Source organism: Hydrogenophaga luteola, from assembly GCF_042648585.1.
Lineage (GTDB): Bacteria > Pseudomonadota > Gammaproteobacteria > Burkholderiales > Burkholderiaceae_C > Hydrogenophaga > Hydrogenophaga luteola.
The window spans coordinates 1-24,425 of record NZ_JBHRXX010000002.1; the positions used below are offsets into that span (position 1 = coordinate 1).

Sequence of the window (24,425 nt, forward strand, 5' to 3'; positions counted from 1 at the left end):
TGATGCCGTACCCCGCAAATGCGCGGATCACCCGGGACGGGGAAGTCCCTTTCATTCGTTAGGCCTTACCTTTATCGTCATTCATAGGATTCAATGTCGTGTTCAAATCAATCTTCTCGAAGCTCACGGGCTCAAAGCCACAACCAGCCTCCACACACGCACAGCAGCAAGACCCAGCAGCTGCGGCATTGATGAGAGCGATTGAAGAAAAGCGCAAAACCGATCCACTTATTGGTGCAAAACTGGGCTCCAAGGAAATCAATCAACGCCTAATCAACGCGATGAAAAATGAGAAAGGCGTTCACGTTGAATCACTCCTATGCGCTCTGGGTGCCTTGGCAGGCTACTCCTGCCAAGCCAATTTGCGTGCCCAAGCCCTTGAGAAGGGAATGCCAGAAACAGCGGCCTTCACTGTTATTGATACGGCAGACGGAAAGAAGTACTTCTTTGGCGATCCACTAAACCAAGTACTGGCCGAGTCGCAGTACTCCGTTTGGGGCCTCGCTGCTGGTGCAGCGCAGCACAACGGTTGCTCGTCGCTTCCCGATATCTCAGAGATATTTGGCTACGTCTCAAAAACAGTGGGTGGCGCCGAATTTGGTATTCCTCGAATTCCGGAGGGGCATCAACCAGGAGATACACCAACGAATTATGTCAAAGCACTTTGGCCAAAGCTTCTCCCAACCATAAAACAGTTCTGCCAAAAACCATCCGAATGGCCAATACTGCTTGGGCTGGCAGTGCAAGAGATTTTGGATATGAGCAAAGGTGTTATAGCTCCTGATCTCGCGCTAAAAATCGTTATGGAGAGTGCAATTCCTATGTCAAAGGTTGATCTTGCAACGGCCTAAACATTCCGTCGAGTGGGACCGCCCACAAGCTGCGCTTGTGGGTTCCCTTCGCGGCTTCGCCGCTACCTCGGCCCCTCACGTCAAACGGTAATCAAAAATTCAACCTTGTATCGCTATGCACGATCCCAAGAAAATTGAGGAAGCGGTATTGGCGTTGCTGGGTGCTTTTGAATTCGAGAACGGCCGGGCTTGGAAGCGGTTCGATTTCGACGTGATGCAGTCATTGGCCGATCAAGGCCTGATTTCGGACCCGAGGGGCAAGTCCGAGTCGGTCCGTTTGACGTCTGAAGGCCTAGCCCGCGCCAAGGTCCTGGCCGACCGACTGTTCGGCACCTGAGCCCCTTCCTGGCAGCCCCGGGCTGCCTCCGACCCCCTGTGGCAAACTCGCCCGCTTCGTTTGAAACCGGGCCGCTGGCGCCCCTTGGGACATGCAGAAAATCATCGCGCAGATCGCGCAGGAGATCCGGGTTGAACCGCGGCAGGTGCTGGCCGCGGTGGAGTTGCTGGACGGGGGGGCGACGGTGCCCTTCATCGCCCGCTACCGCAAGGAAGTGACGGGTGGGCTGGACGACACGCAGTTGCGCGAGCTGGAGTACCGCCTGGGTTACCTGCGCGAGCTGGAAGACCGCCGCGCGACCGTGCTGAAGGCGATTGACGAGCAGGGCAAGCTGACCGACGCGCTGCGCGTGGCGATTGCCCAGGCGCCGACCAAGCAGGAGCTGGAAGACATCTACCTGCCGTTCAAGCTCAAGCGCCGCACCAAGGGGCAGATCGCCCGCGAGTTCGGCATCGAGCCGCTGGCCGACAAGCTGTTTGCCGACCCGACGCTGGACCCGCTGGCCGAAGCCGCGGCCTTCACCAAGCCGCCCGAGGTGCTGGACGACGGCAAGCCGGGCGCGGACTTCTCCACGCCGCAGGCGGTGCTGGACGGGGTGCGCGACATCCTGAGCGAGCGCTGGGCCGAAGACCCGGCGCTGGTGCAAAGCCTGCGCGAATGGCTGTGGACCGAGGGCCTGCTCAAGAGCACGCGCGTGGCGACCAAGGACGAGAACAACCCGGACGTCGCCAAGTTCCGCGACTACTTTGAATACGACGAGCCGATCGGCCGCGTGCCCTCGCACCGCGCGCTGGCCGTGTTCCGCGGCCGGGCGCTGGAGATTCTGGACGTGAAGCTGGTGCAGCCGGTGGAGCCGGAGCCGGGCAAACCGTCGCTGGCCGAGGGCAAGATTGCGCTGCACCTGGGCTGGAGCCACCAGGCGCGCAAGGCGGACGACCTGATCCGCAAGTGCGTGGCCTGGACCTGGCGCGTGAAGCTGAGCCTGAGCACCGAGCGCGACCTGTTCACCCGCCTGCGCGAGAGCGCCGAGGCGGTGGCGATCAAGGTGTTTGCCGACAACCTGCGCGACCTGCTGCTGGCCGCACCCGCCGGCCAGAAGGCGGTGATGGGCCTGGACCCGGGCATCCGCACCGGGGTGAAGGTGGCGGTGGTGGACGCGACCGGCAAGCTGGTGGCGACGAACACGGTGTACCCGCACGAGCCGCGCCGCGACTGGGACGGCGCGCTGCACACGCTGGCGCTGCTGTGCCGCCAGCACGGCGTGCAGCTGATCGCCATTGGCAACGGCACGGCCAGCCGCGAAACCGACAAGCTGGCCGGCGATCTGATCAAGATGCTGGCCAAGGCGGGCATCGAGGGCGTGCAGAAGGTGGTGGTGAGCGAGGCGGGCGCCTCGGTCTATTCCGCCAGCGAGTTTGCGGCGCTGGAAATGCCGGACGTGGACGTGAGTCTGCGCGGCGCGGCCTCGATTGCCCGCCGCCTGCAGGACCCGCTGGCCGAGCTGGTGAAGATCGACCCCAAATCCATCGGCGTGGGCCAGTACCAGCACGACGTGAACCAGAGCGAGCTGGCGCGCACGCTGGACGCGGTGGTGGAAGACTGCGTGAACGGCGTGGGCGTGGACCTGAACACGGCCAGCGTGCCGCTGCTCACCCGCGTGTCGGGCCTGTCGGGCTCGGTGGCCAAGGCGGTGGTGCGCTGGCGCGAAGCCAACGGCGCCTTCAGGAACCGCCAGCAGTTGCTGGACGTGACCGGCCTGGGCGCCAAGACCTTTGAACTGGCGGCGGGCTTTTTGCGCATCCGCGATGGCGACAACCCGCTGGACATGACCGGCGTGCACCCGGAAACCTATCCGGTGGTGGAGCAGATCATCGCCAAGACCGGCCAGCCGGTGGCGAACCTGATGGGCCGCGCCGACATGCTCAAGACCCTGCGGCCCGAGCTGTTCGCGAACGAGAAGTTCGGCGTGATCACGGTCAAGGACATCCTGGGCGAGCTGGAAAAGCCGGGCCGCGACCCGCGCCCGGACTTCCAGGTGGCGCGCTTCAACGAGGGCGTGGACGACATTGCCGACCTCAAGGAAGGCATGGTTCTGGAGGGAACGGTGTCCAACGTCGCGCAATTCGGCGCTTTTGTCGACTTGGGTGTGCACCAGGACGGGCTGATCCACGTCAGCCAGCTGAGCCACAAGTTCGTCAACGACGCGCGCGAAGTGGTCAAGACCGGCGACATCGTCAAGGTGAAGGTGCTGGAGGTGGACGTGGCGCGCAAGCGCATCAGCCTGACCATGAAGCTGGACGCCGCGCCGGCCCGCAAGGACGGCCCGCGCGACAACCGCTACGAGCCGGCGCGCGGTGGCCCGCGCGGCGGTGGTTATTCGGGCGGACAGGGCGGCCAGCGCCAGCCCGAAGCGGCCGGCGCCATGGCCTCGGCCTTTGCCAAGTTGCAGGGCCTGAGCAAGCGCTGATGCACCGCTGAAACCAGGCGCCGGGGAGGGCGCGCGGGCCTCAAGTCGGGGGCGGGTTGGTCGATACAGACTCAGACCGATCCACTACACCTTGGACTTCAGACCATGGAACTCGAAGCCCTGCTCAACTACCCCCGCGCTCTGCCGGCGATGCCGCGCGCCGTCTCGGACCTGCTGGCCGAGATGAACAAGGAGGACCCGAGTCCCAAGCGGGTGGGGGAGCTGATCAGCCGCGACCCGGCGCTCACCACCCGCGTGCTGCGCCTGTCCAATTCGGCGTTTTTCCGGGTCAGCCGCAAGATCGGCAGTGCCGACGAGGCGGTGTCCCTGCTGGGCATGACGCATGTGCGCTCGCTGGTCATGGCCGCGGCGCTGGGCGGCAGCTTCAAGAGCGTGCCCGGCATCGACCTCACACAGTTCTGGCGCTACAGCCTGCAGGCGGCGGACATCGCCAAGTCGCTGGCTGGCCTGCTGCACCAGAACCAGGGCAACGCCTTCACGGCGGGCCTGATCCACGCCATCGGCATCCTGGTGATGCACATCGCCATGCCCGACCGCATGCAACCCCTGGACTTCAGCACCCCGCCGCTGGACCTGAACCGCGCCGCGGCCGAACGCGCGATGCTGGGCTACACCTATGCCGAAGTGGGCGCTGGCATGGCCGAGAAGTGGCAGTTTCCGGAAGAGATGGTGTCTGCCCTGTCCAACCAGTTCACCCCGTTCGAGGGCGAGTCCTACGACCCGCTGGCCGGGTTGATCCACCTGGCGTCCTGGCGCGCGCGTGCCCAGGAACTGCAGCTGGACGACAACGGCCTGGCCGCCACTTTCCCCGACATGGTCGGCCTGACCCTGGGCCTGGACCTGGACAGCGTGCTGGGCAAGGACCCGTCCGAGTGGTCTTTCTCACAGGCGCTGGGCGCTTTCATTTCGTGACTGACCGCTGACTCAAGTCCAGGCTGGTGCCGCCGAAATCGTAGAAAACCAACGGCGGTTTTTTCAAAAAAAGGATGTCTGCCATGCAGCTCGAAAAACTCCTCAAGCAGCCCAACGCACTGCCTTCTGCTCCCAAGGTGGTCCGCAAGCTGATGGAAACCTTCGAGCAGGATGATGTGGACCTGCTCAAGGCGGCGGCCCTGATCGAGGACGACCCGGTGCTCACCGCCAAGCTGCTGAAGATGGCGAACTCGGCGTTCTTCGGCCTGCACCGCTCGGTGACCACGGCGCGCGACGCCATCAATGTGATGGGCCTCATCAAGGTGCGCGCGCTGGTGATCGGCGCGGCCCTGGGCGATGGCTTTCACGCTGTCGGCGGCATGAACCTCAACCAGTTCTGGCGCTACAGCCTCAACAGCGCCAACCTCTCGCGCTACATCGCGCTGCCGCTGCGCATGGACGAGAGCACCGCGTTCACCGCGGGCCTGATCCACTGCATCGGCGAGCTGGTGATGCACGCCGGCATGCCCGAGGCCATGATCGACCTGGACCGCAGCATTCCCATGCTCGACCTCAAGCGGGCGCGCGCCGAGCGCGGCCTGTTCGGCTACAGCTACGCCGAGGTGGGCGCCGCGCTGGCGCGCGAGTGGAAGTTTCCCAAGAAGATGATCGACTCCATCGAGCACCAGGTGGCGCCGTTCGACAACGATGTCTACGAGCCCATTGCGGGCGTGATCCACATCGCGTCGTGGCGCGCGCGGGCGGCCGAGCTGTCGCTGGGCAGCGAGGCGCTGATCAACACCTACCCCGACCCGGTGGGGCTGGTGCTGGGCATCGACCCGGACATCGTGATCGGCGAGGAGATTCCCTCGCTGACACGCGAGGAAGCTGTCGCGCACGGCGACTGAGGCCGCGCGCACTGCCTCAGTGCCTCAGCTCTTGAGGCGCAGCATCATGGTCACCGCACTGGCGATGGCCTGTTCGATGGTGAGCTGGTCGGCAAAGTCCTTGCCGTGCTGCAGCGCGCCGAGCCACTTCTTCTCCTGAAGCGACTGGATCCACGACGGGTGCTGCGTGGCCGTGACCACGATGCGCCGCAGGTTCTCGCGGTCGGCCTCGGACACCTGACCGGGACCGAACACCGCGCGCCAGTTGCCCAGTTCGGTGTTGACGCCCTGTTCGGTGAGCGAAGGCACGCCGTAGAGTGTGCGGCGCGAGGAAATCGCCAGTGGCGTGAGCGCCTTGCTCTCAATGTCGGCCTGGAACTCGCTGTAGCTGGAGATCGCCACCTGGGCCTCGCCCTTGTCCAGCAGCGCCACCGCCTCGCGGCCGCTGGCGGTGGGCAGGTACTTCAGCTTGGTCACGTCCAGCCGCAGCTGGCGCGCGATCATGCCCGCGAGCATGTGGTCGACACCGCCGGCCGAACCGCCGGTGAAGGCCACCTTGCCGAGGTCCTTGCGCATCGCCTCCACCATCGCGGCCATGGTGGCGGGCTGCGCACCAGTCTTGGCCACCAGCACCATGTAGTCGTTGGTGAGCCGGGCCACCGGGCTGACCTGGGCCAGCGTCACCTCGGGGCGGCCGACCGCGATCGCGCCCAGCATGACCATGCCACCGACCAGCAGGGCGCCGGGGTCGCTGTTGTAGCGGGCCACGAAGTCGGCCAGGCCGATGGTGCCGCCCTTGCCGCCCTTGTTCTCGTAGCTGATCTTGCCGGCCAGGCCGGCGGCCTGAATGGAGGCGCCGAGTGCGCGGCCGGTCTGGTCCCAGCCGCCGCCCTCGCCACCAGGGATGTAGATGCGCATGGACGCCAGCGGCTTGGGTGCCGCGCCCGCGGGTGCCTGCGCGCGCAGCACCGGGTGGAAAGCGGCGGCGCTGGCCGCCCCGGCAAGCAAGAGCTGTCGTCGATGCATGCGCGTGTCTCCTCGGGTTTCGGTTCCAATCGGCATTTCAGTTCCCTCGTCTGTCACTCTGCTGTCAACGGCGTCCGGGTTAACCCGGTGCCGCCCAAACCTGTGTCCACACCCTCATTGCGCTTCTACGCCGGGCCCGCGGCATTGCGCCACCTGCGTGAGCAGGGCCTGCGCCCGCAGGGCATCGGCGCCATTCCCGCCGCGGCGGGCGGCCCCAAGGGGCTGATCCTCGGTCCGCTGGACCGCTTCATTTTCGGCCAGTGGCTGCCGCGCAGCGCGCAGCCTGTCGACCTGGTGGGCGCGTCCATCGGCGCGTGGCGCATGGCCACCGCCTGCCTGGACGACCCCGCGGCGGCGCTGCTGGCGTTGCAGCGCGTCTACATCGCCCAGCACTTCGAGCTGCCGCCTGGAAAGAAGCGCGCCACGCCCGACCAGATCAGCGGGCAGTTCGCGAACAACTTACAGCGCTTCTATGGCGGCCGTGTGAACGAGGTGCTGGCGCACCCGCGCTACCGCCTGCACATCGTGGCTTCGCGCGGGCGTCATGTGCTCGCGCGCGACGGCGCCCTGCGCACGCCGCTGGGCTACCTGGGCGCCTTCGTCAGCAACGCGGTGGGCCGCAAGGCGCTGGGCGCCTGGCTGGAGCGGGTGGTGTTCTCCTCGGCGCCATCGGGCCACGCGGTCGAGCTGCCGTTTGCCACCCACGACTTCCGCACCCGGCAGATCGCCCTCAGCGCCGAGAACTTCATGCCCGCGCTGCAGGCCAGCTGCTCCATTCCGTTCGTGCTGCGGCCGGTGCAGCACATTCCGGGCGCGCCAGCCGGTGCCTACTGGGACGGCGGCATCACCGACTACCACCTGCACCTGCACTACCGCACGCCCGATGCGTCGCCCATCGTGCTCTACCCGCACTTCCAGAAGGCGGTGGTGCCGGGCTGGCTGGACAAGGCCTGGAAGCGCCGCCATGTGTCCAGCCACGCGCTGGACCGCATGCTGGTGATCGCGCCGGACCCCGACTGGGTACGCACCCTGCCCGAGGGCAAGCTGCCCGACCGCAACGACTTCACGCGCTACGGCCAGGATCTGGCGGGCCGCATGAAGGTGTGGAACGGTGCGACGGCGGCGGCCGAACGGCTGGCCGACGAGTTCGCACGGTGGCTGGAGCGGCCCGACCTCTCGCGTATCGAAGCGCTCTGAAGCGCCGCGCTCAGCCCGCCGGCAGCAGCCGAAGGTGGCGGCCGTACTTGTCGGCCAGGTGCTTCTCGGCGTGTTCGAGCATGAAGTAGCGGAAGGCCTCGGCCGAGGGTGAGAGCAGTTTGGAGAGCGTGTGCACCACGTTCCAGGCGCGCACGATGGGCGTGCCCTCGACGTCGAGGATGGCGATCAGGCCGTGTTCGAGTTCGAGCCCGAGGGTGTGCAGCGAGAGGAAGCTGATGCCCATGCCGGCCATCACCGCCTGCTTGATGGTCTCGTTGCTGCCCATCTCCATCACCACGCGCGGTTCCATGCGCGACTTCTCCAGGAACTTCTCCATCGCCGCCCGCGTGCCCGAACCCCGCTCGCGCAGGATGAAGCCGTAGGGCTGCAGGCTCTCCACCGTGGGGTGGCCGATCTTGAGCAGCGGGTGGTCCACCGGCGCCACGAAGACGTGCGGGTGGGCCGCGAAGGGCTCGACGCGGGTGGCCAGTTCGCGGGGCGGGCGGCCCATGATGGCGATGTCCACCTCGTTGCCCTGCAGCATCTTCACCAGCTGCTCGCGGTTGCCCACCTCCAGCCGGATTTCCACGCCCGGGTGCTCGTGCTGGAACTGGCCCAGCAGCGGCGGCAGGAAGTATTTGGCGGTGCTGACCATGCCGATGGTCAGCTGCCCGGCCTCCACCTGCTTGAGGCGCGCGGCCGTGTCCTCGGCGTCCTTGAGCGTGGCCAGCACCTTGCGTGCGTAGACCAGCATGTACTCGCCGGCCGTGGTCAGCGCCACCTGGCGTCCCGAGCGCTCGAACAGCGGCAGGCCGACGTGGCCCTCCAGCTCCTTGATCTGCATGGTGACGGCGGGCGGCGTGAGGTGCAGGGCCTCGGCCGCGCGCGCGAAGCTGAGGTGGCGGGCCACCTCGTTGAACACCCGCAGCTGCCGGAAGGTGGCGTTCTTCATTAAGTGATCACTTAAGTGAAAGTCAACGATATGTGAATTTACCTTATTTGATGTGCGCCCTACAGTCCCTTCACCTCCTCGTATCCCATTGCATGAAAAGGTGAACGGACATGCTCAAGGCCCTGATCTTTGACGTTGACGGCACGCTGGCCGACACCGAAGGCCTGCACCTGGAGGCGTTCAACCACGCCTTCCGCCAGGAAGGGCTGGACTGGCGCTGGGGGGTGGACGAGTACATCCGCCTGCTGGACATCTCCGGCGGGCGCGAACGGCTGATGCACTACTGGCACAGCGTGAACCCCGACCACAAGGAGGTGGTGGCGGGTGCGGTGAAGGACCTGGTGGCCCGGCTGCACGAGACCAAGACCGCGTACTACGAGAACGCGGTGAACCAGGGGGCCGTGAACCTGCGGCCCGGTGTGCTGGCGCTGATGAGCGAGGCGCGCGCCCAGGGTCTGCAGCTGGCCATTGCCACCACCACCTCGCCGGTGAACATCGCGGCCTTGCTGCGCACCGCCATCGGCCCCGATTGGCGCGGGCACTTCCTGGCCGTCGGCGATGCCAGCAACGCGCCCATCAAGAAGCCGCACCCGCAGGTCTACATGAAGGTGCTGGCCGACCTGGGCTTCCGAGCCGCCGACTGCGTGGCCTTCGAGGACTCGTCCAACGGCTTGCGCGCCGCTGCGGCCGCGGGCCTGAAGACGGTGATCACGCCCAACCGATTCACCGCCCACCACGACTTCAAGGGCGCGCTGCGCACCGTGGCCGATCTGACCCAGGTCAGCGTGCCGCGGCTGCGCGAGTGGCATGCCCAGTGACTTTGCTTCTTGCCACCGACCAACCGCCCACCATGTCCGCCATCCGCATCGCCCCCTCCATCCTCTCGGCCGACTTCGCCCGCCTGGGCGAGGAGGTGCGCACCATCGAAGCCGCCGGCGCCGACCTGGTGCACTTCGACGTGATGGACAACCACTACGTGCCCAACCTCACCATCGGGCCACTGGTCTGCGAGGCGATCCGTCCGCACGTGACCATCGGCATCGACGTGCACCTGATGGTCGAGCCGGTGGATGCGCTGATCCCGCTGTTCGCCAAGGCGGGCGCCAACCTGATCAGCTTCCACCCCGAGGCCAGCCGCCACGTGGACCGCACGCTGCAGCTGATCCGCGACCACGGCTGCAAGGCCGGCCTGGTGTTCAACCCGGCCACGCCGCTGGCGCTGATGGACCACGTCATGGACAAGCTGGACCTGGTGCTGCTGATGAGCGTGAACCCCGGCTTCGGCGGCCAGAAGTTCATCCCGTCCACGCTGGACAAGCTGCGCGACGCGCGCCGTCGCATCGATGCGGTGAAGGCGGAGACCGGTCGCGACATCTGGCTTGAAGTGGACGGCGGCGTGAAGGTGGACAACATCGCCGAGATCGTCGCGGCCGGGGCCGACACCCTGGTGGCTGGCAGCGCCGTGTTCGGCGCGCCCGACAACGACGGCGGCTACCGCACTGTCATGAAGCAGCTCAAACAGAACGCCGCGAAAGCCCTGAATTCCTGAAACCCGAAAGCACCACGATGACCACGCGCCGCCGCTTCACGCTCACGCAATACCTGATCGAACAACGCCGCCGCTTCCCCAGCGCCAGTGGCGACTTCAATGCACTGCTGCTGGACGTGGCGCTGGCCTGCAAGGCCATCGCGCGTTCGGTCGCCTTTGGTGAACTGGGCGCCGTGCTCGGCAACCCGGCGGTGGATGTCGCCACCGGCGTCAACGTGCAGGGCGAGGAGCAGAAGCGCCTGGACGTGATCAGCAACGCCTACTTCACCGAGATGACGGAGTGGGGCGGCCACCTCGCGGGCATGGCGTCCGAAGAGATGGACGAGCCCTACCAGATTCCGGCGGCGCAGCAGCGCGGCAAATACCTGATGGTGTTCGACCCGCTCGACGGCTCCAGCAACATCGACGTGAACGTGACCGTGGGCTCTATCTTCTCCATCCTGCGCGCGCCGCAGGACGTGATCGACTCCGGCCGCGACGTGGTGGAGGCCGACTTCCTGCAGCCGGGCACCCAGCAGCTGGCCGCGGGCTACGCGCTCTACGGCCCCACCACCATGCTGGTGCTCACGGTGGGCAACGGCGTGGCCGGATTCACGCTGGACCCGAACCTGGGCCAGTTCATGCTGACCCACCCCAACCTCAAGGTGCCCGAGGACACGCAGGAGTTCGCCATCAACGCGTCCAACAGCCGCTTCTGGGAGGCGCCCGTGAAGCGCTATGTGGACGAGTGTCTGGCCGGCAAGACCGGCCCCCGCGGCAAGGACTTCAACATGCGCTGGATCGCGTCCATGGTGGCCGAGGCCCACCGCATCCTGATGCGCGGTGGCGTGTTCATGTACCCGCGCGACACCAAGGACACCAGCAAGCCCGGCCGCCTGCGCCTGCTGTACGAGGCCAACCCCATCGCCATGATCATGGAACAGGCCGGTGGTCGTGCCAGCACCGGCCGCGAGCCCATGCTCACCGTCCAGCCCACCGCGCTGCACCAGCGCATCGGCCTGGTATTCGGCAGCAAGAACGAGGTCGAGCGCATCGAGCGCTACCACCGCGAACCGGTCGCCTACAAGGACGACAACCCGCTGTTCGCTGAGCGAAGCCTCTTCCGCGCCTGAGCCCGCACCGCATTTTTCATCTCGGAGACAAGCCATGTCAGAACGACACCCCATCATCGCGATCACGGGTTCCAGCGGCGCGGGCACTTCCACGGTGACGCGCACCTTCCAGAACATCTTCCGCCGGGAGGAGCTGCAGGCCGCCGTCATCGAGGGCGACAGCTTCCACCGCTACGACCGCAAGGCCATGAAGGTCCGCATGGCCGACGAAGAGGCCAAGGGCAACCAGCACTTCAGCCACTTCGGTGCCGAGGGCAACCTGTTCGAGGAGATCGAAGGCCTGTTCCGCCAGTACGCCACCGACGGCACCGGCAAGTGCCGCAAGTACCTGCACAACGCAGAAGAAGCCGCGCCCTATAAACAGGAGCCGGGCACCTTCACGCCCTGGGAAGAGATCCCGGCCGATACCGACCTGCTGTTCTACGAGGGCCTGCACGGCGCGGTGAAGACCGACACCGTGGACATCGCGCGCTACCCCGACCTGCTGATCGGCGTGGTGCCCTCGATCAACCTGGAGTGGACGCAGAAGCTGATCCGCGACAAGACCCAGCGCGGCTACAGCCAGGAGGCGGTGGTGGACACCATCCTGCGCCGCATGCCCGACTACGTGAACTACATCGTTCCGCAGTTCGGCCTGACGCACGTGAACTTCCAGCGCGTGCCGGTGGTGGACACCAGCAACCCCTTCATCGCGCGCGACATTCCGAGCGCCGACGAGAGCATGGTGGTGATCCGCTTCGCCAAGCCCAAGGGCATCGACTTCCAGTACCTGCTGTCGATGATCAATGGCTCCTGGATGAGCCGTGCCAACACCATCGTCGTGCCCGGCGGCAAGATGGAGATCGCGATGCAGCTCATCTTCACGCCCTTCATCTGGCGGATGATGGAACGGAAAAAACGGGCTCTTGGTCTGGGTTGAAAGGAACAAGGAGACACACCATGAACAACCCGACCCCCGAACTCGCCCGCCAGATGGCCAACGCCATCCGCATGCTCGCCGTCGACGCGGTGGAGAAGGCCAAGAGCGGCCACCCCGGCGCGCCCATGGGCATGGCCGACATCGCCGAGGTGCTGTGGAACCGGCACCTCAAGCACAACCCAGCCAACCCGCACTGGCCCGACCGCGACCGCTTCGTGCTGTCCAACGGCCACGGATCGATGCTGATCTATGCGCTGCTGCACCTCACGGGCTACGACCTGCCGATGGAGGAACTGAAGGCGTTCCGCCAGCTGCACAGCAAGACCGCAGGCCACCCCGAGGTGGGCATCACCCCCGGCGTGGAAACGACGACCGGCCCGCTGGGCCAGGGCATCAGCAACGCGGTGGGCATGGCGCTGGCCGAGAAGCTGCTGGCGCAGGAGTTCAACCGCCCGGGCCACGCCATCGTCGACCACTTCACCCATGTGTTCCTGGGCGACGGCTGCATGATGGAAGGCATCAGCCACGAGGCCTGTGCGCTGGCGGGCACGCTCCGCCTCTCGAAGCTGCTGGCGTTCTACGACGACAACGGCATCTCGATCGACGGCCACGTCGAAGGCTGGTTCACCGACGACACGCCCCAGCGCTTCGAGGCCTACGGCTGGCACGTGATTCCGAACGTGGACGGCCACGACCCGGCCGCCATCGAAGCCGCGCTGGTGGCGGCGAAAGCGCAGGGCGCGCGCGCCGATGGCAAGCCCACGCTGATCTGCTGCAAGACCGTGATCGGCATGGGCTCGCCCAACAAGGCCGGCACGCACGACGTGCACGGCGCGGCCCTCGGCGCGGCCGAGGTGCAGGCCACGCGCGAGGCGCTGGGCTGGACGGCGGCTCCGTTCGAGATCCCGACCGACATCGCCGCGGCCTGGGACGCCCGCGAGCGCGGCGCGCAGACCGAGCGCGCATGGCGCCAGCGCTTCGAGGCCTACCGCACCGACTTCCCCACCGAGGCGGCCGAGTTCGAGCGCCGCATGGCGGGCGACCTGCCAGCCGACTTCGAGGCCCGCCTGCCCGCGCTGTTCGAGTCCATCAGCGCCAAGGCCGATCCAGTGGCCACCCGCAAGGCCAGCCAGAACGCGCTGGACGCACTGGCGCCGCTGCTGCCCGAGTTCTTTGGCGGCAGCGCCGACCTGACCGGCTCCAACCTCACCAACTTCAAGGGCTGCGTGAAGGCCGGCCGCGATATCTGGGGCAACCACCTGAGCTATGGCGTGCGCGAATTCGGCATGGCCGCCATCATGAACGGCATCGCCCTGCACGGGGGCTACATCCCCTACGGCGGCACCTTCCTCACCTTCAGCGACTACAGCCGCAACGCCATCCGCATGGCCGCGCTGATGAAGCAACGCGTGGTGCATGTGTTCACGCACGACTCCATTGGCCTGGGTGAAGACGGGCCGACCCACCAGTCGGTCGAGCACGTGCCCAGCCTGCGCCTCATCCCGGGCCTGGACGTGTGGCGACCGGCCGACGGGCTGGAAACCGCCGTGGCCTGGGCCTGCGCCATCGAGCGCCGCGACGGGCCGAGCGCGTTGTGCCTCTCGCGCCAGAACCTGCCGCGCGCGACGGCGCATATCCTCGCCGGCGACATCCGCAAGGGCGGCTACATCCTGTCGGAGATGGAGCACCCACAAGCGGTGATCGTGGCCACGGGTTCCGAAATCGAGATCGCGCTGGCGGCCCAGAAGGCCCTGGTCGCCGACGGCGTGCGCACCCGCGTGGTGTCCATGCCCAGCACCAGCGTGTTCGACCGCCAGCCCGAGGCCTACCAGGACAAGGTGCTGCCGCTGTCGCTGCCCACGGTCGCGGTGGAGGCCGCGCACCCCGACTTCTGGCGCAAGTACGTGGGCCGCACCGGCATGGTGGTGGGCATCGCCAGCTTCGGCGAGTCGGCGCCTGCCAAGGACTTGTACGTGCACTTTGGCATCACCGCCGAGCGCGTGGCCGACGCCGTGCGCACCCTGGTGCACCGCGCTTCGCACCGCCGCGAGGAGTCTCTGCCCGATCACATCGTGGTGGGGACCCACTGATGGATGCCCGTCCCTTTGACCTGGTGCTGTTCGACCTGGACGGCACCCTGGTGGAGACCGCCCCGGAGATCGCCGACGCGGTCAACGACACCCTGACCGCGCTGGGCCATGCGCCAGTGCCGCAGCAGCAGGTGGACGACTGGATTGGACATGGCACGCGCGAGCTGTTGATCAAGGCCCTCGCGCAGGCCTTGGGCATCGCGCCGGCCGAGGTGCGTGCGTCCGATGCCTTCGGCCCTATCGAGGCCCAGTTCGGCCGGCACTACCAGGCGCGCTGTGGCACGCGCAGTCACCTTTATCCGAAGGTGCGCGAGAGCCTGGAGGCGCTGCGTGCGGCCGGTGTGAAGCTGGCGGTGGTGACCAACAAGGAAGGGCGCTACACGCAGACCGTGCTGGAGGTGCACGGCCTCACGCCGCTGTTTGATCGCGTCATCAGCGGCGACACGCTGCCCGTGAAGAAGCCGGACCCGGCCGCCATCGACGACTGTCTGCAGCGCTTCGGCGTGGCGCGCGAGCGGGCCCTGTTCGTGGGCGATTCGTCCATCGACGTGGCCACCGCGCGCAACGGCGGCATCGCTGTCTGGGCACTGCCCTATGGCTACAACATGGGCGAACCGATCGAGGCCTGCGGCCCCGACCGCGTGATCCCCGACCTTTCGGCGTTGACCACCAGCCTGCGCGCGAATGCCGCGCCGGTCTGAACGCCTCTTTCTTTTCTTTCCCTGGAGACACGAGTCATGACCATTCGATTGGGTATCAACGGGTTCGGCCGCATCGGCCGCATGGTGTTCCGCGCCGTCGCGCAGGAGGCCGAGTTCAAGGACATCGAGGTCGTCGCCATCAACGACCTGCTGGAACCCGAGTACCTGGCCTACCTGCTGCAGCACGACTCGGTGCACGGCCGCTTCAAGGGCACTGTGGCCGTGGACGGGAATCACCTCGTGGTCAACGGCAGGAAGGTCCGCCTGACGGCCGAGAAGGACCCGGCGAACCTGAAGTGGAACGAGGTGGGCGCCGATGTGGTGGTCGAATCCACCGGCTTTTTCCTCACCAAAGACAGCTGTCAGAAGCACCTGGACGCGGGCGCGAAAAAGGTGGTGCAGTCGGCGCCGTCCAAGGACGACACGCCCATGTTCGTGTTCGGCGTGAACCACACCAAGTACGCGGGTGAAGCCATCGTCTCCGCAGCGTCCTGCACCACCAACTGCCTGGCCCCGGTGGCCAAGGTGCTCAACGACCGCTTCGGCATCCAGCGCGGCCTGATGACCACGGTGCACGCGGCCACTGCCACGCAGAAGACCGTGGACGGCCCGTCGAGCAAGGACTGGCGCGGCGGTCGCGGCATTCTGGAAAACATCATCCCCAGCTCGACCGGTGCCGCCAAAGCGGTGGGCGTGGTGCTGCCCGAGCTGAACAAGAAGCTCACCGGCATGGCCTTCCGCGTGCCGACCTCGGACGTGTCGGTGGTGGACCTGACGGTGGAGCTGAACACCGAGGCGAGCTACGACGACATCTGCGCGGCCATGAAGGCAGCGTCAGAAGGTGAACTCAATGGTGTGCTGGGCTACACCACCGCCAAGGTGGTCTCCACCGACTTCCGCGGTTGTTCCATGCCCTCGATCTTCGACGCCGACGCCGGCATCGCGCTGGACAAGAGCTTCGTGAAGGTCGTGAGCTGGTACGACAACGAGTACGGCTACACCTGCAACATGATGCGCTTCGTCCAGCACGTCGGCGCGAACTGAGGAGGGCTTGATGAAGTTCCTCCGTTTCAGCGATGTGTGCGCCAGCGGCTTTGCGCGCGGCAAACGCGTCTTCATTCGAGCCGATCTCAATGTTCCGCAAAACGATGCGGGTGAGATCACCGAAGACACGCGCATCCGCGCCAGCATCCCCGCCATCCAGATGGCGCTGGACGCCGGTGCGGCCGTGATGGTCACTTCCCACCTGGGCCGCCCTACCGAGGGTGACTTCAAACCGGAGGACTCGCTTTCGCCCGTGGCTCGGCGCCTATCCGACCTGCTCGGCACCGAGGTTCGTCTGCAGGCCAACTGGGTCGATGGCGGCTTCGATATCCAGCCCGGCGAGGTCGTGCTGCTGGAGAACTGCCGCCTGAACGTGGGCGAGAAGAAGAACAAGCCCGAGCTGGCCGCCAAGCTGGGCAAGCTCTGCGACATCTTCGTGCACGACGCCTTCGGCACCGCGCACCGCGCCGAAGGCACGACCTACGGCATCGCCGAGACCGCACCCATCGCCTGCGCCGGCCCGCTGCTGGCGGCCGAGATGGACGCCATCGGCAAGGCCCTGGCGAACCCGAAGCGCCCGCTGGTGGCCATCGTCGCTGGCAGCAAGGTCAGCACCAAGCTCACGATCCTGCAGGCCCTGGCCAAGAACGTCGACGGCCTGATCGTCGGTGGCGGCATCGCCAACACCTTCATGCTCGCTGCGGGCCTGAAGATCGGCAAGAGCCTGGCCGAACCCGATCTGCTGGGCGAAGCCACGGCGGTGATCGCCGCCATGAAGGCGCGCGGCGCCGAGGTGCCGATCCCCGAAGACGTGGTCTGCGCCAAGGCCTTCGCGGCCGACGCCGACGCCACCGTCAAGGCCGCCACCGATGTGGCCGACGACGACCTGATCCTGGACATCGGCCCCAAGACCGCGGCCAAGCTGGCACAGAAGCTCAAGCAGGCCGGCACCATCGTCTGGAACGGCCCGGTGGGCGTGTTCGAGTTCGCGGCCTTCGAGAACGGCACCAAGGTGATCGCGCAGGCCATCGCCGAGTCCAGCGCCTTCAGCATCGCCGGTGGTGGCGACACGCTGGCCGCGATTGCCAAGTACGGCATCGAGAAGGACGTGGGCTACATCTCCACCGGCGGCGGCGCTTTCCTCGAAGTGCTGGAAGGCAAGACGCTGCCGGCGTTTGAGGTGCTGGCGCGCCGCGCCGAACCCTGACCTGATTTTTCATTTCAACGGAGACAACTTCATGGCCCTGATTTCCCTTCGCCAGCTGCTCGACCACGCCGCTGAAAACAGCTACGGCCTGCCGGCTTTCAACGTCAACAACATGGAGCAGGTGCAGGCCATCATGCAGGCCGCAGACAAGGTCAACAGCCCGGTGATTCTGCAGGGCTCGGCGGGCGCGCGCTCCTACGCGGGCGAGCCCTTCCTGCGGCACCTGATCGCCGCCGCGATCGAGATGTACCCGCACATCCCGGTGTGTATGCACCAGGACCACGGCGCCACGCCCGGCGTGTGCTTGCGCTCCATCCAGTCGGGCTTCAGCTCGGTCATGATGGACGGCAGCCTGTTGGCCGATGGCAAGACGCCGTCGAGCTACGAATACAACGTCAACACCACCAAACAAGTCGTGGACCTGGCCCACGCGTGCGGCGTGTCGGTCGAAGGTGAGCTGGGCTGCCTGGGTTCGCTGGAAACCGGCAAGGCCGGCGAAGAAGATGGGCACGGCGCAGAAGGCGAGATGGACCACTCCATGCTGCTGACCGACCCCGATGAAGCCGCCGACTTCGTGAGCAAGACCCAGGTGGACGCGCTGGCGATTGCCATCGGCACCAGCCACGGCGCCTACAAGTTCACCAGCAAACCCAGCGGCAAGGTGCTGCGCATCGACCGCGTGAAAGAGATCCACCAGCGCATCCCCAACGTGCACCTGGTGATGCACGGATCGTCCAGCGTGCCCGAAGACTGGCTGGCGATCATCAACCAGTACGGTGGCGACATGGGCCAGACCTACGGCGTGCCGGTGGAAGAGATCGTCGAAGGCATCCGCAACGGCGTGCGCAAGGTCAACATCGACACCGACCTGCGCATGGCCAGCACCGGCGCCATCCGCAAGCACCTGGCCGAGGACCGCAAGAACTTCGACCCGCGCAAGTTCTACAAGGAAGCCACTAAGGCGATGCAGGCGATCTGCGCGGCGCGCTACGAGGCGTTTGGGGCCGCGGGCATGGCGTCGAAGATCACCAAGGTGCACAGCCTGGAAGCGATGCAGAAGCGCTACGACAAGGGCGAGCTGGCCGCGCAGGTGGCATGAACAGCCCGGGCAATGCGAGCTGCCCGCGGGACATCGGGTGGCGCAGCCCTTGCGTTAGATTGCGGGGATGAACCGACCCCTGCACGCCGACCCCTCCGTCATCGATTCGCGCCAGGCCGCCTGGCGGCTGCTGGTGGCCCTGGGCCTGGTGGTGCTGGGCAACAGCAGCATGTACGTGGTGTCGGTGGTGCTGCCCACGGTGCAGACCGAGTTCGGCATCGATCGCGCCAGCGCCTCGCTGCCTTACACCTTCATGATGGTGTGCCTCGGCATCGGTGGCATCTGGACCGGCCGCATGGCCGACCGGCACGGCCTGATGAAGGTGCTGTGGGTGGGGGCGCTGGCTGTGGCGGGCGGCTTTCTCTGGGCCTCGCAATCCGGCAGCATCTGGACCTTCGGCCTTGCGCACGGCCTGCTCGGCCTGCTCGGTGGCGCCTCCACTTTCGCCCCGCTGCTGGCCGACACCTCGCAGTGGTGGAACCGGCGCCGCGGCATCGCGGTGGCGATCTGCGCCAGCGGCAACTACATCGCCGGCGCGCTCTGGCCGCCGCTGGTGCAGCACGGCATCGAGACCATCGGCTGGCGCCCCACCTACACGATCATGGGCCTGGTCTGTGGTCTGGGCATGCTGGCGCTGTCGGGCCTGATGCGGCAGCGGCCACCGCTGGCGCCGCCGCAAGCTGTGGTGACGGCGGGCGCTGCGCCAGCCGCAGACCGCAGCCGGCCTTTCGGTCTCAGCCCGTCGAGCGCCCAGTGGCTGCTGTGTGTGGCGGGCGTGGGCTGCTGCGTGGCGATGTCGATGCCGCAGGTGCACATCGTGGCCTACTGCACCGACCTGGGCTATGGCGCGGCGCGCGGGGCCGAGATGCTCTCGCTCATGCTGGCCAGCGGCATCGTCAGCCGGCTGGTCTCGGGCTTCATCTGCGACCGCATCGGCGGCATCCGCACCCTGCTGCTGGGCTCGGCGCTGCAGGGCGTGGCGCTGCTGCTGTTCCTGCCCTTCGACGGCATGGTGCCGCTGTACGTGATCTCGGCCCTGTTCGGGCTGTTCCAGGGCGGCATCGTGCCGTCCTACGCCATCATCGTGCGCGAGCACTTCGCGCTGCAGGAGGTGGGCGCGCGGGTCGGCGCGGTGATCATGGCCACGCTGATCGGCATGGCCCTGGGCGGCTGGCTCTCGGGCTGGATCTTCGACCTGACCGGAAGCTACGACGCCGCCTTCATCAACGGCATCGCCTGGAACCTGCTGAACCTGGCGATTGCCGGCTGGCTGTACCGGCGGGTGCGCGCGAACAAGGCCGTCGCCGCAACTTGAAGTGCCTTGTTCGAGGATGCGGTGGAACCGGCTCCGCCGGGCCACACGCATCGCCCCCTGGGGGGTGACGCCGCAGGCGGCGCGGGGGGGGGACTCGAATTCAGCGCCGGGCCGCCCCAAGCTGAATTCGCGCCCCCTCGGGGGGCAGCGACCCGCGCAGCGGCGGAGCGTGGGGGCGAACTACTTACTGCTGACGTACTCAGCGACGGCCGCCATCTCCAGCTCCGTCATCTTCTCCACCACCGCGTGCATCACCGCGTTGTCGTTGGTGCGCTCGCGCTTGTTGAATGACTTGAGCTGGGTGTGGATGTAGCCCGGGATCTGGCCCGCCAGTCGGGGCAGGTTGGCCGCGCCCTCGGCGTTGGTGCCGTGACAGCTCACGCAGGCTGGCACGCCGCTGAACTTGTTGCCGTTGTGGAAGATGTAGCGGCCCATGGCGGCGAGCTGCGGGTCTTTGGCTTCTTCGCGCGGGAGCACGAACTTCTCGTAGTACTTGCCCAGTGCCAGCATCTCGTCCGGTGTGAGCTTGCTGACCATCTCCACCATGGCCGTGCTCTTGCGCGCGCCGCTCTTGAAAGCGGTGAGCTGCTTGGTGATGTATTCGGCGTGCTGGCCCGCCAGCCGCGGAAACACCTCGCTGGTCGACTCGCCCTGCGCGCCGTGGCACAGGAAGCAGGAACCGCCCGCGATCTTTTTGGCCCGCGCCTCGTCGGCCTGGGCGAAGGCACCCGCCGAGAAAGAGAGCGCCACTGCCAACGCGAAGGTCGTGCGCGTGATGTTCAGAAAAGAGGAACGAGCGTTCATGTCCGGACGGGTTGAAGGGGTCGGTGCATGCCGCCAGCGGCAGCCGCGGAACCGGCTTCGCCGGGCCGCTGGCTGCGCCCCCCTGGCAGGGGGGTGACGCCGAAGGCGGCGCGGGGGGTCAGGCCAATGTATCCGCCCAGATGTTGCGTGCCCAGGCGTGGGCGTAGCGGCCTTCCAGCTCGCTCGCGGCTGTCGACACGCCGCCCGAGCCCGGCACGGTCAGCATGGTCTTCTTCTCGGCGTCGTAGCGGTGCACGCTGGCCACGTGCACCACGTCCTCGTCGGTCACGAAGCTGTAGCAGGTGTTGGCGTAGATCGGCAGCTGCGGCGGTTCCTTGCCCTGCAGCAGCGACACCACGGCCGCGGCGCAGGTCTTGCCGTGCTGGTTGGCCATGTGGCCCGACTTGGGCATGCCCGGGGCGATCTGGATCGCGTCGCCCAGCACGTGGATGTTCTTCTTCGCCTTCGACTCGAAGGTCAGGAAGTCCACCTCGCACCAGCGGTTGTTGGCGGTGGCCAGGCCGGTGCGCACGGCGATGTCGCCGGCGCGCATGTTGGGCACCACGTTGGCCACCGCGGCCTTGAAGTCGTCGTTGAACTCGAACTTCAGGGTGTTGGTGGACGCGTCGACCTCGACCACCTTGTGCTTGGGGCGGTACTCGATGATGCCCTTGTAGTGCTCGTCCCAGGCCTTCATGAACAGGCCCTTCTTGGACTGGATGTCGTCGTTGGCGTCGAAGATCACGACCTTGCTCTTGGGCTTGGCCTTCTTGAAGTAGTTGGCCACCATGCAGGCGCGCTCGTAGGGCCCGGGCGGGCAGCGGTACGGAGCGAGCGGGATCGACAGCGCGTACACGCCGCCGTCGGGCATGGCCTCGAGCTGCTTGCGCAGCGCCACCGTCTGCGGGCCGGCCTTCCAGGCGTGCAGCACCTTGTCCTGCGCACCGGGCTTGGTCATGCCGGCCACCGTGTCCCACATGAAGTCAATGCCGGGCGAGAGGATCAGGCGGTCGTAGGGCAGCTCGCCACCGGCGGCCAGCTTCACCACGCGCTTCTCGGTGTCGATGCTGTTGACCATGTCGCGCACGATCTTCACGCCGTGGCGCTTTTCCAGGTTGTCGTAGGGCGTGGTGACATCGGCGATGGTCTTGCTGCCCTGGATCACCAGGTTGGAGATGGGGCAGGAGACGAAGGCTGCGTTGGGCTCGACCAGGGTCACCTGGATGCCGTAGTCCGAGAACATGCGCACGTACTTGGCGGCGGTGGCGCCGCCGTAGCCGCCACCGACCACCACCACCTTGGGTCCGTAGCCGCCGCCCGAGGCGCAGCCGGCGAGACCACCAATGCCCGCAAGGACCGAACCGGCGCCCAGGGTCTGAACAAATTGACGACGTTGCATGGTGGGCTCCTTATTTCTTCTGGGCGGCGAAGTAGGCGGCGATGTCCTTGAGCTGCGCGTCGGAGTAGCCCTTGGACAGCTGGTGCATGATGGTCGCGGGCTTGCGGCCGCTCTTGAAGTCCATCAGCTTCTGGTAGAGCTCGTCCTTGTCCTTGCCCGCCAGCGGTTCGTTGCCCTGCAGCGCGCGGCCCTCGGTGCCATGGCAGTTGGCGCAGGCGGCCGCCCACACGCGCACCTGGTTCACCTGGGCTTGCGCTCCCACGGCGGCGGCGCACAGTGCGCCGGCCGTCAGCCATTTCATCGTCTTGACCATCGTTGTCTCCACTGGGGTTGGGGAAGGGTGTCAAAAACTGTAGCAGAGCCCCTGGGTTTGAAGGCCAAGCATCAGTGATTTCGCATATTTAGATGCTTCATGCTAGCACCGGGAAAAATGCCGCCTGAACGGTGAAAACCCTAGAAAAAACAAGGCGAAATGCGCGGCATTTGTCAGCCCGTCGTCAGTCCGGTGGCCATGAAACAGTGGCGAAGAGGGCGCCGTCTGTCAGCGATGCGAAGGAATCGGGGTTTACACTAATCTGTATATAGGCAATCAATCATATAGTTGATTGATTGAAATCAAATCCTTCCGGAGACAGGCCAGGTGGACAGCATGCAGTCGGTGTTCGAGTCGGTGGCGCGCTACTTCAGCGTGCTCGGCGAGCCCACGCGCCTGCGCATCCTCCACGCCCTGTGCCAGGAGGAAAAGTGCGTCAACGAACTGATCCGCGAGACCGGTCTGGCGCAGGCCAACGCCTCCCGCCACCTGGGCCTGATGTACCAGGCCGGCCTGCTGTCGCGCCGCCGCGAGGGCACGCAGGTGTTCTACCGGGTGGCCGATCCGCTCTACATCGAACTCTGTCGCACGGTCTCGACGCAGCTGCTGGCCCGCGCCGACGCCGAGCTGTCCCCGCCCGGGCCGGACGCCGCTGTGGCGCCCCGCCCATTCCCTGCCAACGAGAAGGAACCCACCAGTGTCTAAAGACCTGAACGACGTGATCGGGCGCGTGCTGCCCGCGCCCGAGAATTTCCTGAGCGCCGAGAAGCTGGAGCAGGCCCGCAAGGCGCGCCGCCGCTTCATGGGCAACGCGCTGGCCATGGGCGCCGGTGTCGCGGCCTCGGCCGGTGCGGCCACCCGGGCGTTGGCGGCCGGCGCGGAGGGTGAGGACGCCATCCTCAAGCTGCCCGAGCACAGCACGGGCCTGGGCCAGCCGGTGGCCATGGACCCGGGCTACGGCCAGCCGAGCAAGTGGGAAACCAATCTGCGCCGCCGCCAGAGCCCGGGCCTGACCCGGGTGGACCAGGCCTCGGTGAGCTTCACGCCACTGCAGGGGCTGTTCGGCATCATCACGCCCAGCGGCCTGCACTTCGAGCGCCACCACCAGGGCTGGTGGGACATCGACCCGTCCAAGCACCGCCTGATGATCAATGGCCTGGTCAAGCGCCAGCGCGTGTTCACCATGGACGACCTGATGCGCCTGCCCAGCGTCTCGCGCATCCACTTCATCGAGTGCGGCGCCAACACGGCGACCGAGTGGGGCAACGTGGCCGTGCCCACCGTGCAGTACACGCACGGCATGGTCAGCTGCTCGGAGTTCACCGGCGTGCTGCTGTCCACCCTGCTGGAGATGTGCGGGTACGACAAGAAGGCCGCCAAGTACGTGCTGGCCGAAGGCGCCGACGGTTCGTCCATGACGCGCACCATCGACATCGATCGCGCCATGGACGACTGCATCGTGGCCTGGGGCATGAACGGCGAGATGCTGCGCCCCGAGAACGGCTACCCGCTGCGCCTGGTGGTGCCGGGCATCCAGGGCGTGAGCTGGGTCAAGTACCTGCGCCGCATCGAGGTGGGTGACCAGAAGTGGGCGACCAAGGATGAGGCGGTGCACTACATCGACCACATGCCCGACGGCACGCACCGCCAGTACACCGGCATCCAGGAGTGCAAGTCGGTCATCACCACGCCCTCGGCCGGCCAGACGCTGCTGGACAAGGGCTACTACAACGTGACCGGCCTGGCCTGGTCGGGGCGCGGCACGATCAAGCGCGTGGACGTCAGCGTGGACGGTGGCCGCAACTGGCGCACCGCACGCATCGAGGGCCCGGTGCTGCCCAAGGCGCTGACGCGCTTCAACATCGACTGGGTCTGGGACGGCAAGCCCGCCGTCCTGCAGTCCCGCGCGATCGACAGCACCGGCTATGTGCAACCCAAGATCAACCAGTTGCGCGCCGTGCGCGGAACGCGCTCGGTCTATCACCAGAACGCGATCCAGAGCTGGTTGGTGGGTGAAAACGGCGAAGTCTCCAACGTGCAGGTTTATTAAATGAACACCCCCGTCGCTTATTCACTTCGTGTAAACACATCCCCCCTCAAGGGGGCAAAGCCTGCGCCCCGGCAAAGCCGGTTGCGCGGCTTTCTGGGACTGTCTCGCGGCGTCGCTGCGCTCGCCCTTGGTGTTGCTTCCGCTTCCACGTTCGCGCAGGACAAGCCCTGGGC

The 24,425-nt window shown here is 66.6% G+C and carries 23 protein-coding genes; 18 read left to right on the forward strand and 5 right to left on the reverse strand.

Annotated elements, in window-relative coordinates:
* Positions 1-98 precede the first annotated feature (98 nt).
* The 5 genes from ACFOPI_RS03685 (at position 99) to ACFOPI_RS03705 (ending at position 5,496) form a co-directional block, all read left to right on the forward strand.
* Positions 99-851 carry a hypothetical protein gene (locus tag ACFOPI_RS03685; protein WP_382170963.1) on the forward strand — a complete coding sequence of 251 codons (753 nt, stop codon included), beginning with the start codon at positions 99-101 and terminating at the stop codon, positions 849-851.
* A gap of 115 nt (positions 852-966) precedes the next feature.
* Positions 967-1,188, forward strand: a complete 222-nt coding sequence (locus tag ACFOPI_RS03690) for a DUF6429 family protein (protein ID WP_382170965.1) — start codon at positions 967-969, stop codon at positions 1,186-1,188.
* A 91-nt stretch (positions 1,189-1,279) separates the two neighbouring features.
* Positions 1,280-3,655, forward strand: coding sequence for a Tex family protein (locus tag ACFOPI_RS03695; RefSeq protein WP_382170967.1), 2,376 nt, complete (start codon positions 1,280-1,282; stop codon positions 3,653-3,655).
* A 105-nt stretch (positions 3,656-3,760) separates the two neighbouring features.
* A complete protein-coding gene (locus ACFOPI_RS03700) occupies positions 3,761-4,588 on the forward strand; it encodes an HDOD domain-containing protein (RefSeq protein WP_382170970.1) in 828 nt (275 codons plus the stop codon).
* Positions 4,589-4,671: 83 nt separating this feature from the next.
* Positions 4,672-5,496 (forward strand): HDOD domain-containing protein, encoded by an 825-nt coding sequence (locus tag ACFOPI_RS03705; protein ID WP_382170973.1) that lies wholly within the window; start codon positions 4,672-4,674, stop codon positions 5,494-5,496.
* Positions 5,497-5,520: 24 nt separating this feature from the next.
* Here the strand turns inward: ACFOPI_RS03705 and ACFOPI_RS03710 are convergent, their stop codons facing one another.
* On the reverse strand, positions 5,521-6,501 hold the full coding sequence (locus ACFOPI_RS03710; RefSeq protein WP_382170976.1) for a Bug family tripartite tricarboxylate transporter substrate binding protein: 981 nt from the start codon (positions 6,499-6,501) through the stop codon (positions 5,521-5,523).
* A gap of 102 nt (positions 6,502-6,603) precedes the next feature.
* Here ACFOPI_RS03710 and ACFOPI_RS03715 point away from each other — a divergent pair, with 102 nt between their 5' ends.
* Positions 6,604-7,698, forward strand: a complete 1,095-nt coding sequence (locus ACFOPI_RS03715; protein ID WP_382170979.1) for a patatin-like phospholipase family protein — start codon at positions 6,604-6,606, stop codon at positions 7,696-7,698.
* 10 nt (positions 7,699-7,708) lie between these two features.
* Here the strand turns inward: ACFOPI_RS03715 and ACFOPI_RS03720 are convergent, their stop codons facing one another.
* Positions 7,709-8,650, reverse strand: a complete 942-nt coding sequence (locus ACFOPI_RS03720) for a LysR family transcriptional regulator (RefSeq protein ID WP_382170982.1) — start codon at positions 8,648-8,650, stop codon at positions 7,709-7,711.
* 110 nt (positions 8,651-8,760) lie between these two features.
* On the opposite strand from ACFOPI_RS03720, the gene ACFOPI_RS03725 reads away from it, so the two are divergent.
* The 10 genes from ACFOPI_RS03725 (at position 8,761) to ACFOPI_RS03770 (ending at position 19,686) form a co-directional block, all read left to right on the forward strand.
* Complete coding sequence (locus ACFOPI_RS03725; RefSeq protein ID WP_382170985.1) at positions 8,761-9,468, forward strand: HAD-IA family hydrolase; 708 nt, start codon at positions 8,761-8,763, stop codon at positions 9,466-9,468.
* Between the two features lie 32 nt (positions 9,469-9,500).
* Entirely contained in the window at positions 9,501-10,199 is a 699-nt protein-coding gene (gene rpe / locus ACFOPI_RS03730; protein WP_382170989.1) for a ribulose-phosphate 3-epimerase, read from the forward strand.
* A 17-nt stretch (positions 10,200-10,216) separates the two neighbouring features.
* Positions 10,217-11,311: a class 1 fructose-bisphosphatase gene (locus ACFOPI_RS03735; protein ID WP_382170991.1), complete on the forward strand. Its 1,095-nt coding sequence runs from the start codon at positions 10,217-10,219 to the stop codon at positions 11,309-11,311.
* Between the two features lie 34 nt (positions 11,312-11,345).
* A complete protein-coding gene (locus tag ACFOPI_RS03740) occupies positions 11,346-12,230 on the forward strand; it encodes a phosphoribulokinase (RefSeq protein ID WP_382170994.1) in 885 nt (294 codons plus the stop codon).
* 53 nt (positions 12,231-12,283) lie between these two features.
* A complete protein-coding gene (tkt, locus tag ACFOPI_RS03745; RefSeq protein WP_382173047.1) occupies positions 12,284-14,320 on the forward strand; it encodes a transketolase in 2,037 nt (678 codons plus the stop codon).
* Positions 14,320-15,021 carry a phosphoglycolate phosphatase gene (gph, locus tag ACFOPI_RS03750; RefSeq protein WP_382170997.1) on the forward strand — a complete coding sequence of 234 codons (702 nt, stop codon included), beginning with the start codon at positions 14,320-14,322 and terminating at the stop codon, positions 15,019-15,021. The genes tkt and gph overlap by 1 nt, the downstream gene beginning before the upstream one ends.
* A 36-nt stretch (positions 15,022-15,057) precedes the next feature.
* Positions 15,058-16,065 (forward strand): type I glyceraldehyde-3-phosphate dehydrogenase, encoded by a 1,008-nt coding sequence (gene gap, locus ACFOPI_RS03755; protein WP_382171000.1) that lies wholly within the window; start codon positions 15,058-15,060, stop codon positions 16,063-16,065.
* Between the two features lie 10 nt (positions 16,066-16,075).
* Positions 16,076-17,272: a phosphoglycerate kinase gene (locus ACFOPI_RS03760; RefSeq protein ID WP_382171003.1), complete on the forward strand. Its 1,197-nt coding sequence runs from the start codon at positions 16,076-16,078 to the stop codon at positions 17,270-17,272.
* A 31-nt stretch (positions 17,273-17,303) separates the two neighbouring features.
* On the forward strand, positions 17,304-18,371 hold the full coding sequence (gene fba / locus ACFOPI_RS03765) for a class II fructose-bisphosphate aldolase (protein WP_382171006.1): 1,068 nt from the start codon (positions 17,304-17,306) through the stop codon (positions 18,369-18,371).
* 67 nt (positions 18,372-18,438) lie between these two features.
* Positions 18,439-19,686 carry an MFS transporter gene (locus ACFOPI_RS03770; RefSeq protein WP_382171009.1) on the forward strand — a complete coding sequence of 416 codons (1,248 nt, stop codon included), beginning with the start codon at positions 18,439-18,441 and terminating at the stop codon, positions 19,684-19,686.
* Between the two features lie 180 nt (positions 19,687-19,866).
* Here ACFOPI_RS03770 and ACFOPI_RS03775 read toward each other — a convergent pair whose 3' ends face one another.
* The 3 genes from ACFOPI_RS03775 to ACFOPI_RS03785 all read right to left on the reverse strand — a co-directional run bounded on the left by ACFOPI_RS03775 (position 19,867) and on the right by ACFOPI_RS03785 (position 22,202).
* Positions 19,867-20,490, reverse strand: coding sequence for a c-type cytochrome (locus tag ACFOPI_RS03775; RefSeq protein ID WP_382171012.1), 624 nt, complete (start codon positions 20,488-20,490; stop codon positions 19,867-19,869).
* Between the two features lie 118 nt (positions 20,491-20,608).
* Positions 20,609-21,889 (reverse strand): FCSD flavin-binding domain-containing protein, encoded by a 1,281-nt coding sequence (locus tag ACFOPI_RS03780; RefSeq protein WP_382171014.1) that lies wholly within the window; start codon positions 21,887-21,889, stop codon positions 20,609-20,611.
* 10 nt (positions 21,890-21,899) lie between these two features.
* Positions 21,900-22,202 carry a c-type cytochrome gene (locus tag ACFOPI_RS03785; RefSeq protein ID WP_382171016.1) on the reverse strand — a complete coding sequence of 101 codons (303 nt, stop codon included), beginning with the start codon at positions 22,200-22,202 and terminating at the stop codon, positions 21,900-21,902.
* Positions 22,203-22,538: 336 nt separating this feature from the next.
* Here ACFOPI_RS03785 and ACFOPI_RS03790 point away from each other — a divergent pair, with 336 nt between their 5' ends.
* Both ACFOPI_RS03790 and soxC read left to right on the forward strand, forming a co-directional pair.
* Entirely contained in the window at positions 22,539-22,907 is a 369-nt protein-coding gene (locus ACFOPI_RS03790; RefSeq protein ID WP_382173049.1) for an ArsR/SmtB family transcription factor, read from the forward strand.
* Complete coding sequence (soxC, locus tag ACFOPI_RS03795) at positions 22,900-24,252, forward strand: sulfite dehydrogenase (protein ID WP_382171019.1); 1,353 nt, start codon at positions 22,900-22,902, stop codon at positions 24,250-24,252. Before ACFOPI_RS03790 ends, soxC begins: the two co-directional genes overlap by 8 nt.
* Positions 24,253-24,425 lie beyond the last annotated feature (173 nt).

What these genes read in the sequence shown, in the direction of transcription:
- ACFOPI_RS03690 (WP_382170965.1), top strand. Translation starts at nt 967, where the DNA reads ATGCACGATCCCAAGAAAATTGAGGAAGCGGTATTGGCGTTGCTGGGT.
- ACFOPI_RS03695 (WP_382170967.1), top strand. Translation starts at nt 1,280, where the DNA reads ATGCAGAAAATCATCGCGCAGATCGCGCAGGAGATCCGGGTTGAACCG.
- ACFOPI_RS03700 (WP_382170970.1), top strand. Translation starts at nt 3,761, where the DNA reads ATGGAACTCGAAGCCCTGCTCAACTACCCCCGCGCTCTGCCGGCGATG.
- ACFOPI_RS03705 (WP_382170973.1), top strand. Translation starts at nt 4,672, where the DNA reads ATGCAGCTCGAAAAACTCCTCAAGCAGCCCAACGCACTGCCTTCTGCT.
- ACFOPI_RS03710 (WP_382170976.1), bottom strand. Translation starts at nt 6,501, where the DNA reads ATGCATCGACGACAGCTCTTGCTTGCCGGGGCGGCCAGCGCCGCCGCT.
- ACFOPI_RS03720 (WP_382170982.1), bottom strand. Translation starts at nt 8,650, where the DNA reads ATGAAGAACGCCACCTTCCGGCAGCTGCGGGTGTTCAACGAGGTGGCC.
- ACFOPI_RS03725 (WP_382170985.1), top strand. Translation starts at nt 8,761, where the DNA reads ATGCTCAAGGCCCTGATCTTTGACGTTGACGGCACGCTGGCCGACACC.
- rpe (WP_382170989.1), top strand. Translation starts at nt 9,501, where the DNA reads ATGTCCGCCATCCGCATCGCCCCCTCCATCCTCTCGGCCGACTTCGCC.
- ACFOPI_RS03735 (WP_382170991.1), top strand. Translation starts at nt 10,217, where the DNA reads ATGACCACGCGCCGCCGCTTCACGCTCACGCAATACCTGATCGAACAA.
- ACFOPI_RS03740 (WP_382170994.1), top strand. Translation starts at nt 11,346, where the DNA reads ATGTCAGAACGACACCCCATCATCGCGATCACGGGTTCCAGCGGCGCG.
- tkt (WP_382173047.1), top strand. Translation starts at nt 12,284, where the DNA reads ATGGCCAACGCCATCCGCATGCTCGCCGTCGACGCGGTGGAGAAGGCC.
- gph (WP_382170997.1), top strand. Translation starts at nt 14,320, where the DNA reads ATGGATGCCCGTCCCTTTGACCTGGTGCTGTTCGACCTGGACGGCACC.
- gap (WP_382171000.1), top strand. Translation starts at nt 15,058, where the DNA reads ATGACCATTCGATTGGGTATCAACGGGTTCGGCCGCATCGGCCGCATG.
- ACFOPI_RS03760 (WP_382171003.1), top strand. Translation starts at nt 16,076, where the DNA reads ATGAAGTTCCTCCGTTTCAGCGATGTGTGCGCCAGCGGCTTTGCGCGC.
- fba (WP_382171006.1), top strand. Translation starts at nt 17,304, where the DNA reads ATGGCCCTGATTTCCCTTCGCCAGCTGCTCGACCACGCCGCTGAAAAC.
- ACFOPI_RS03770 (WP_382171009.1), top strand. Translation starts at nt 18,439, where the DNA reads ATGAACCGACCCCTGCACGCCGACCCCTCCGTCATCGATTCGCGCCAG.
- ACFOPI_RS03775 (WP_382171012.1), bottom strand. Translation starts at nt 20,490, where the DNA reads ATGAACGCTCGTTCCTCTTTTCTGAACATCACGCGCACGACCTTCGCG.
- ACFOPI_RS03780 (WP_382171014.1), bottom strand. Translation starts at nt 21,889, where the DNA reads ATGCAACGTCGTCAATTTGTTCAGACCCTGGGCGCCGGTTCGGTCCTT.
- ACFOPI_RS03785 (WP_382171016.1), bottom strand. Translation starts at nt 22,202, where the DNA reads ATGGTCAAGACGATGAAATGGCTGACGGCCGGCGCACTGTGCGCCGCC.
- ACFOPI_RS03790 (WP_382173049.1), top strand. Translation starts at nt 22,539, where the DNA reads ATGCAGTCGGTGTTCGAGTCGGTGGCGCGCTACTTCAGCGTGCTCGGC.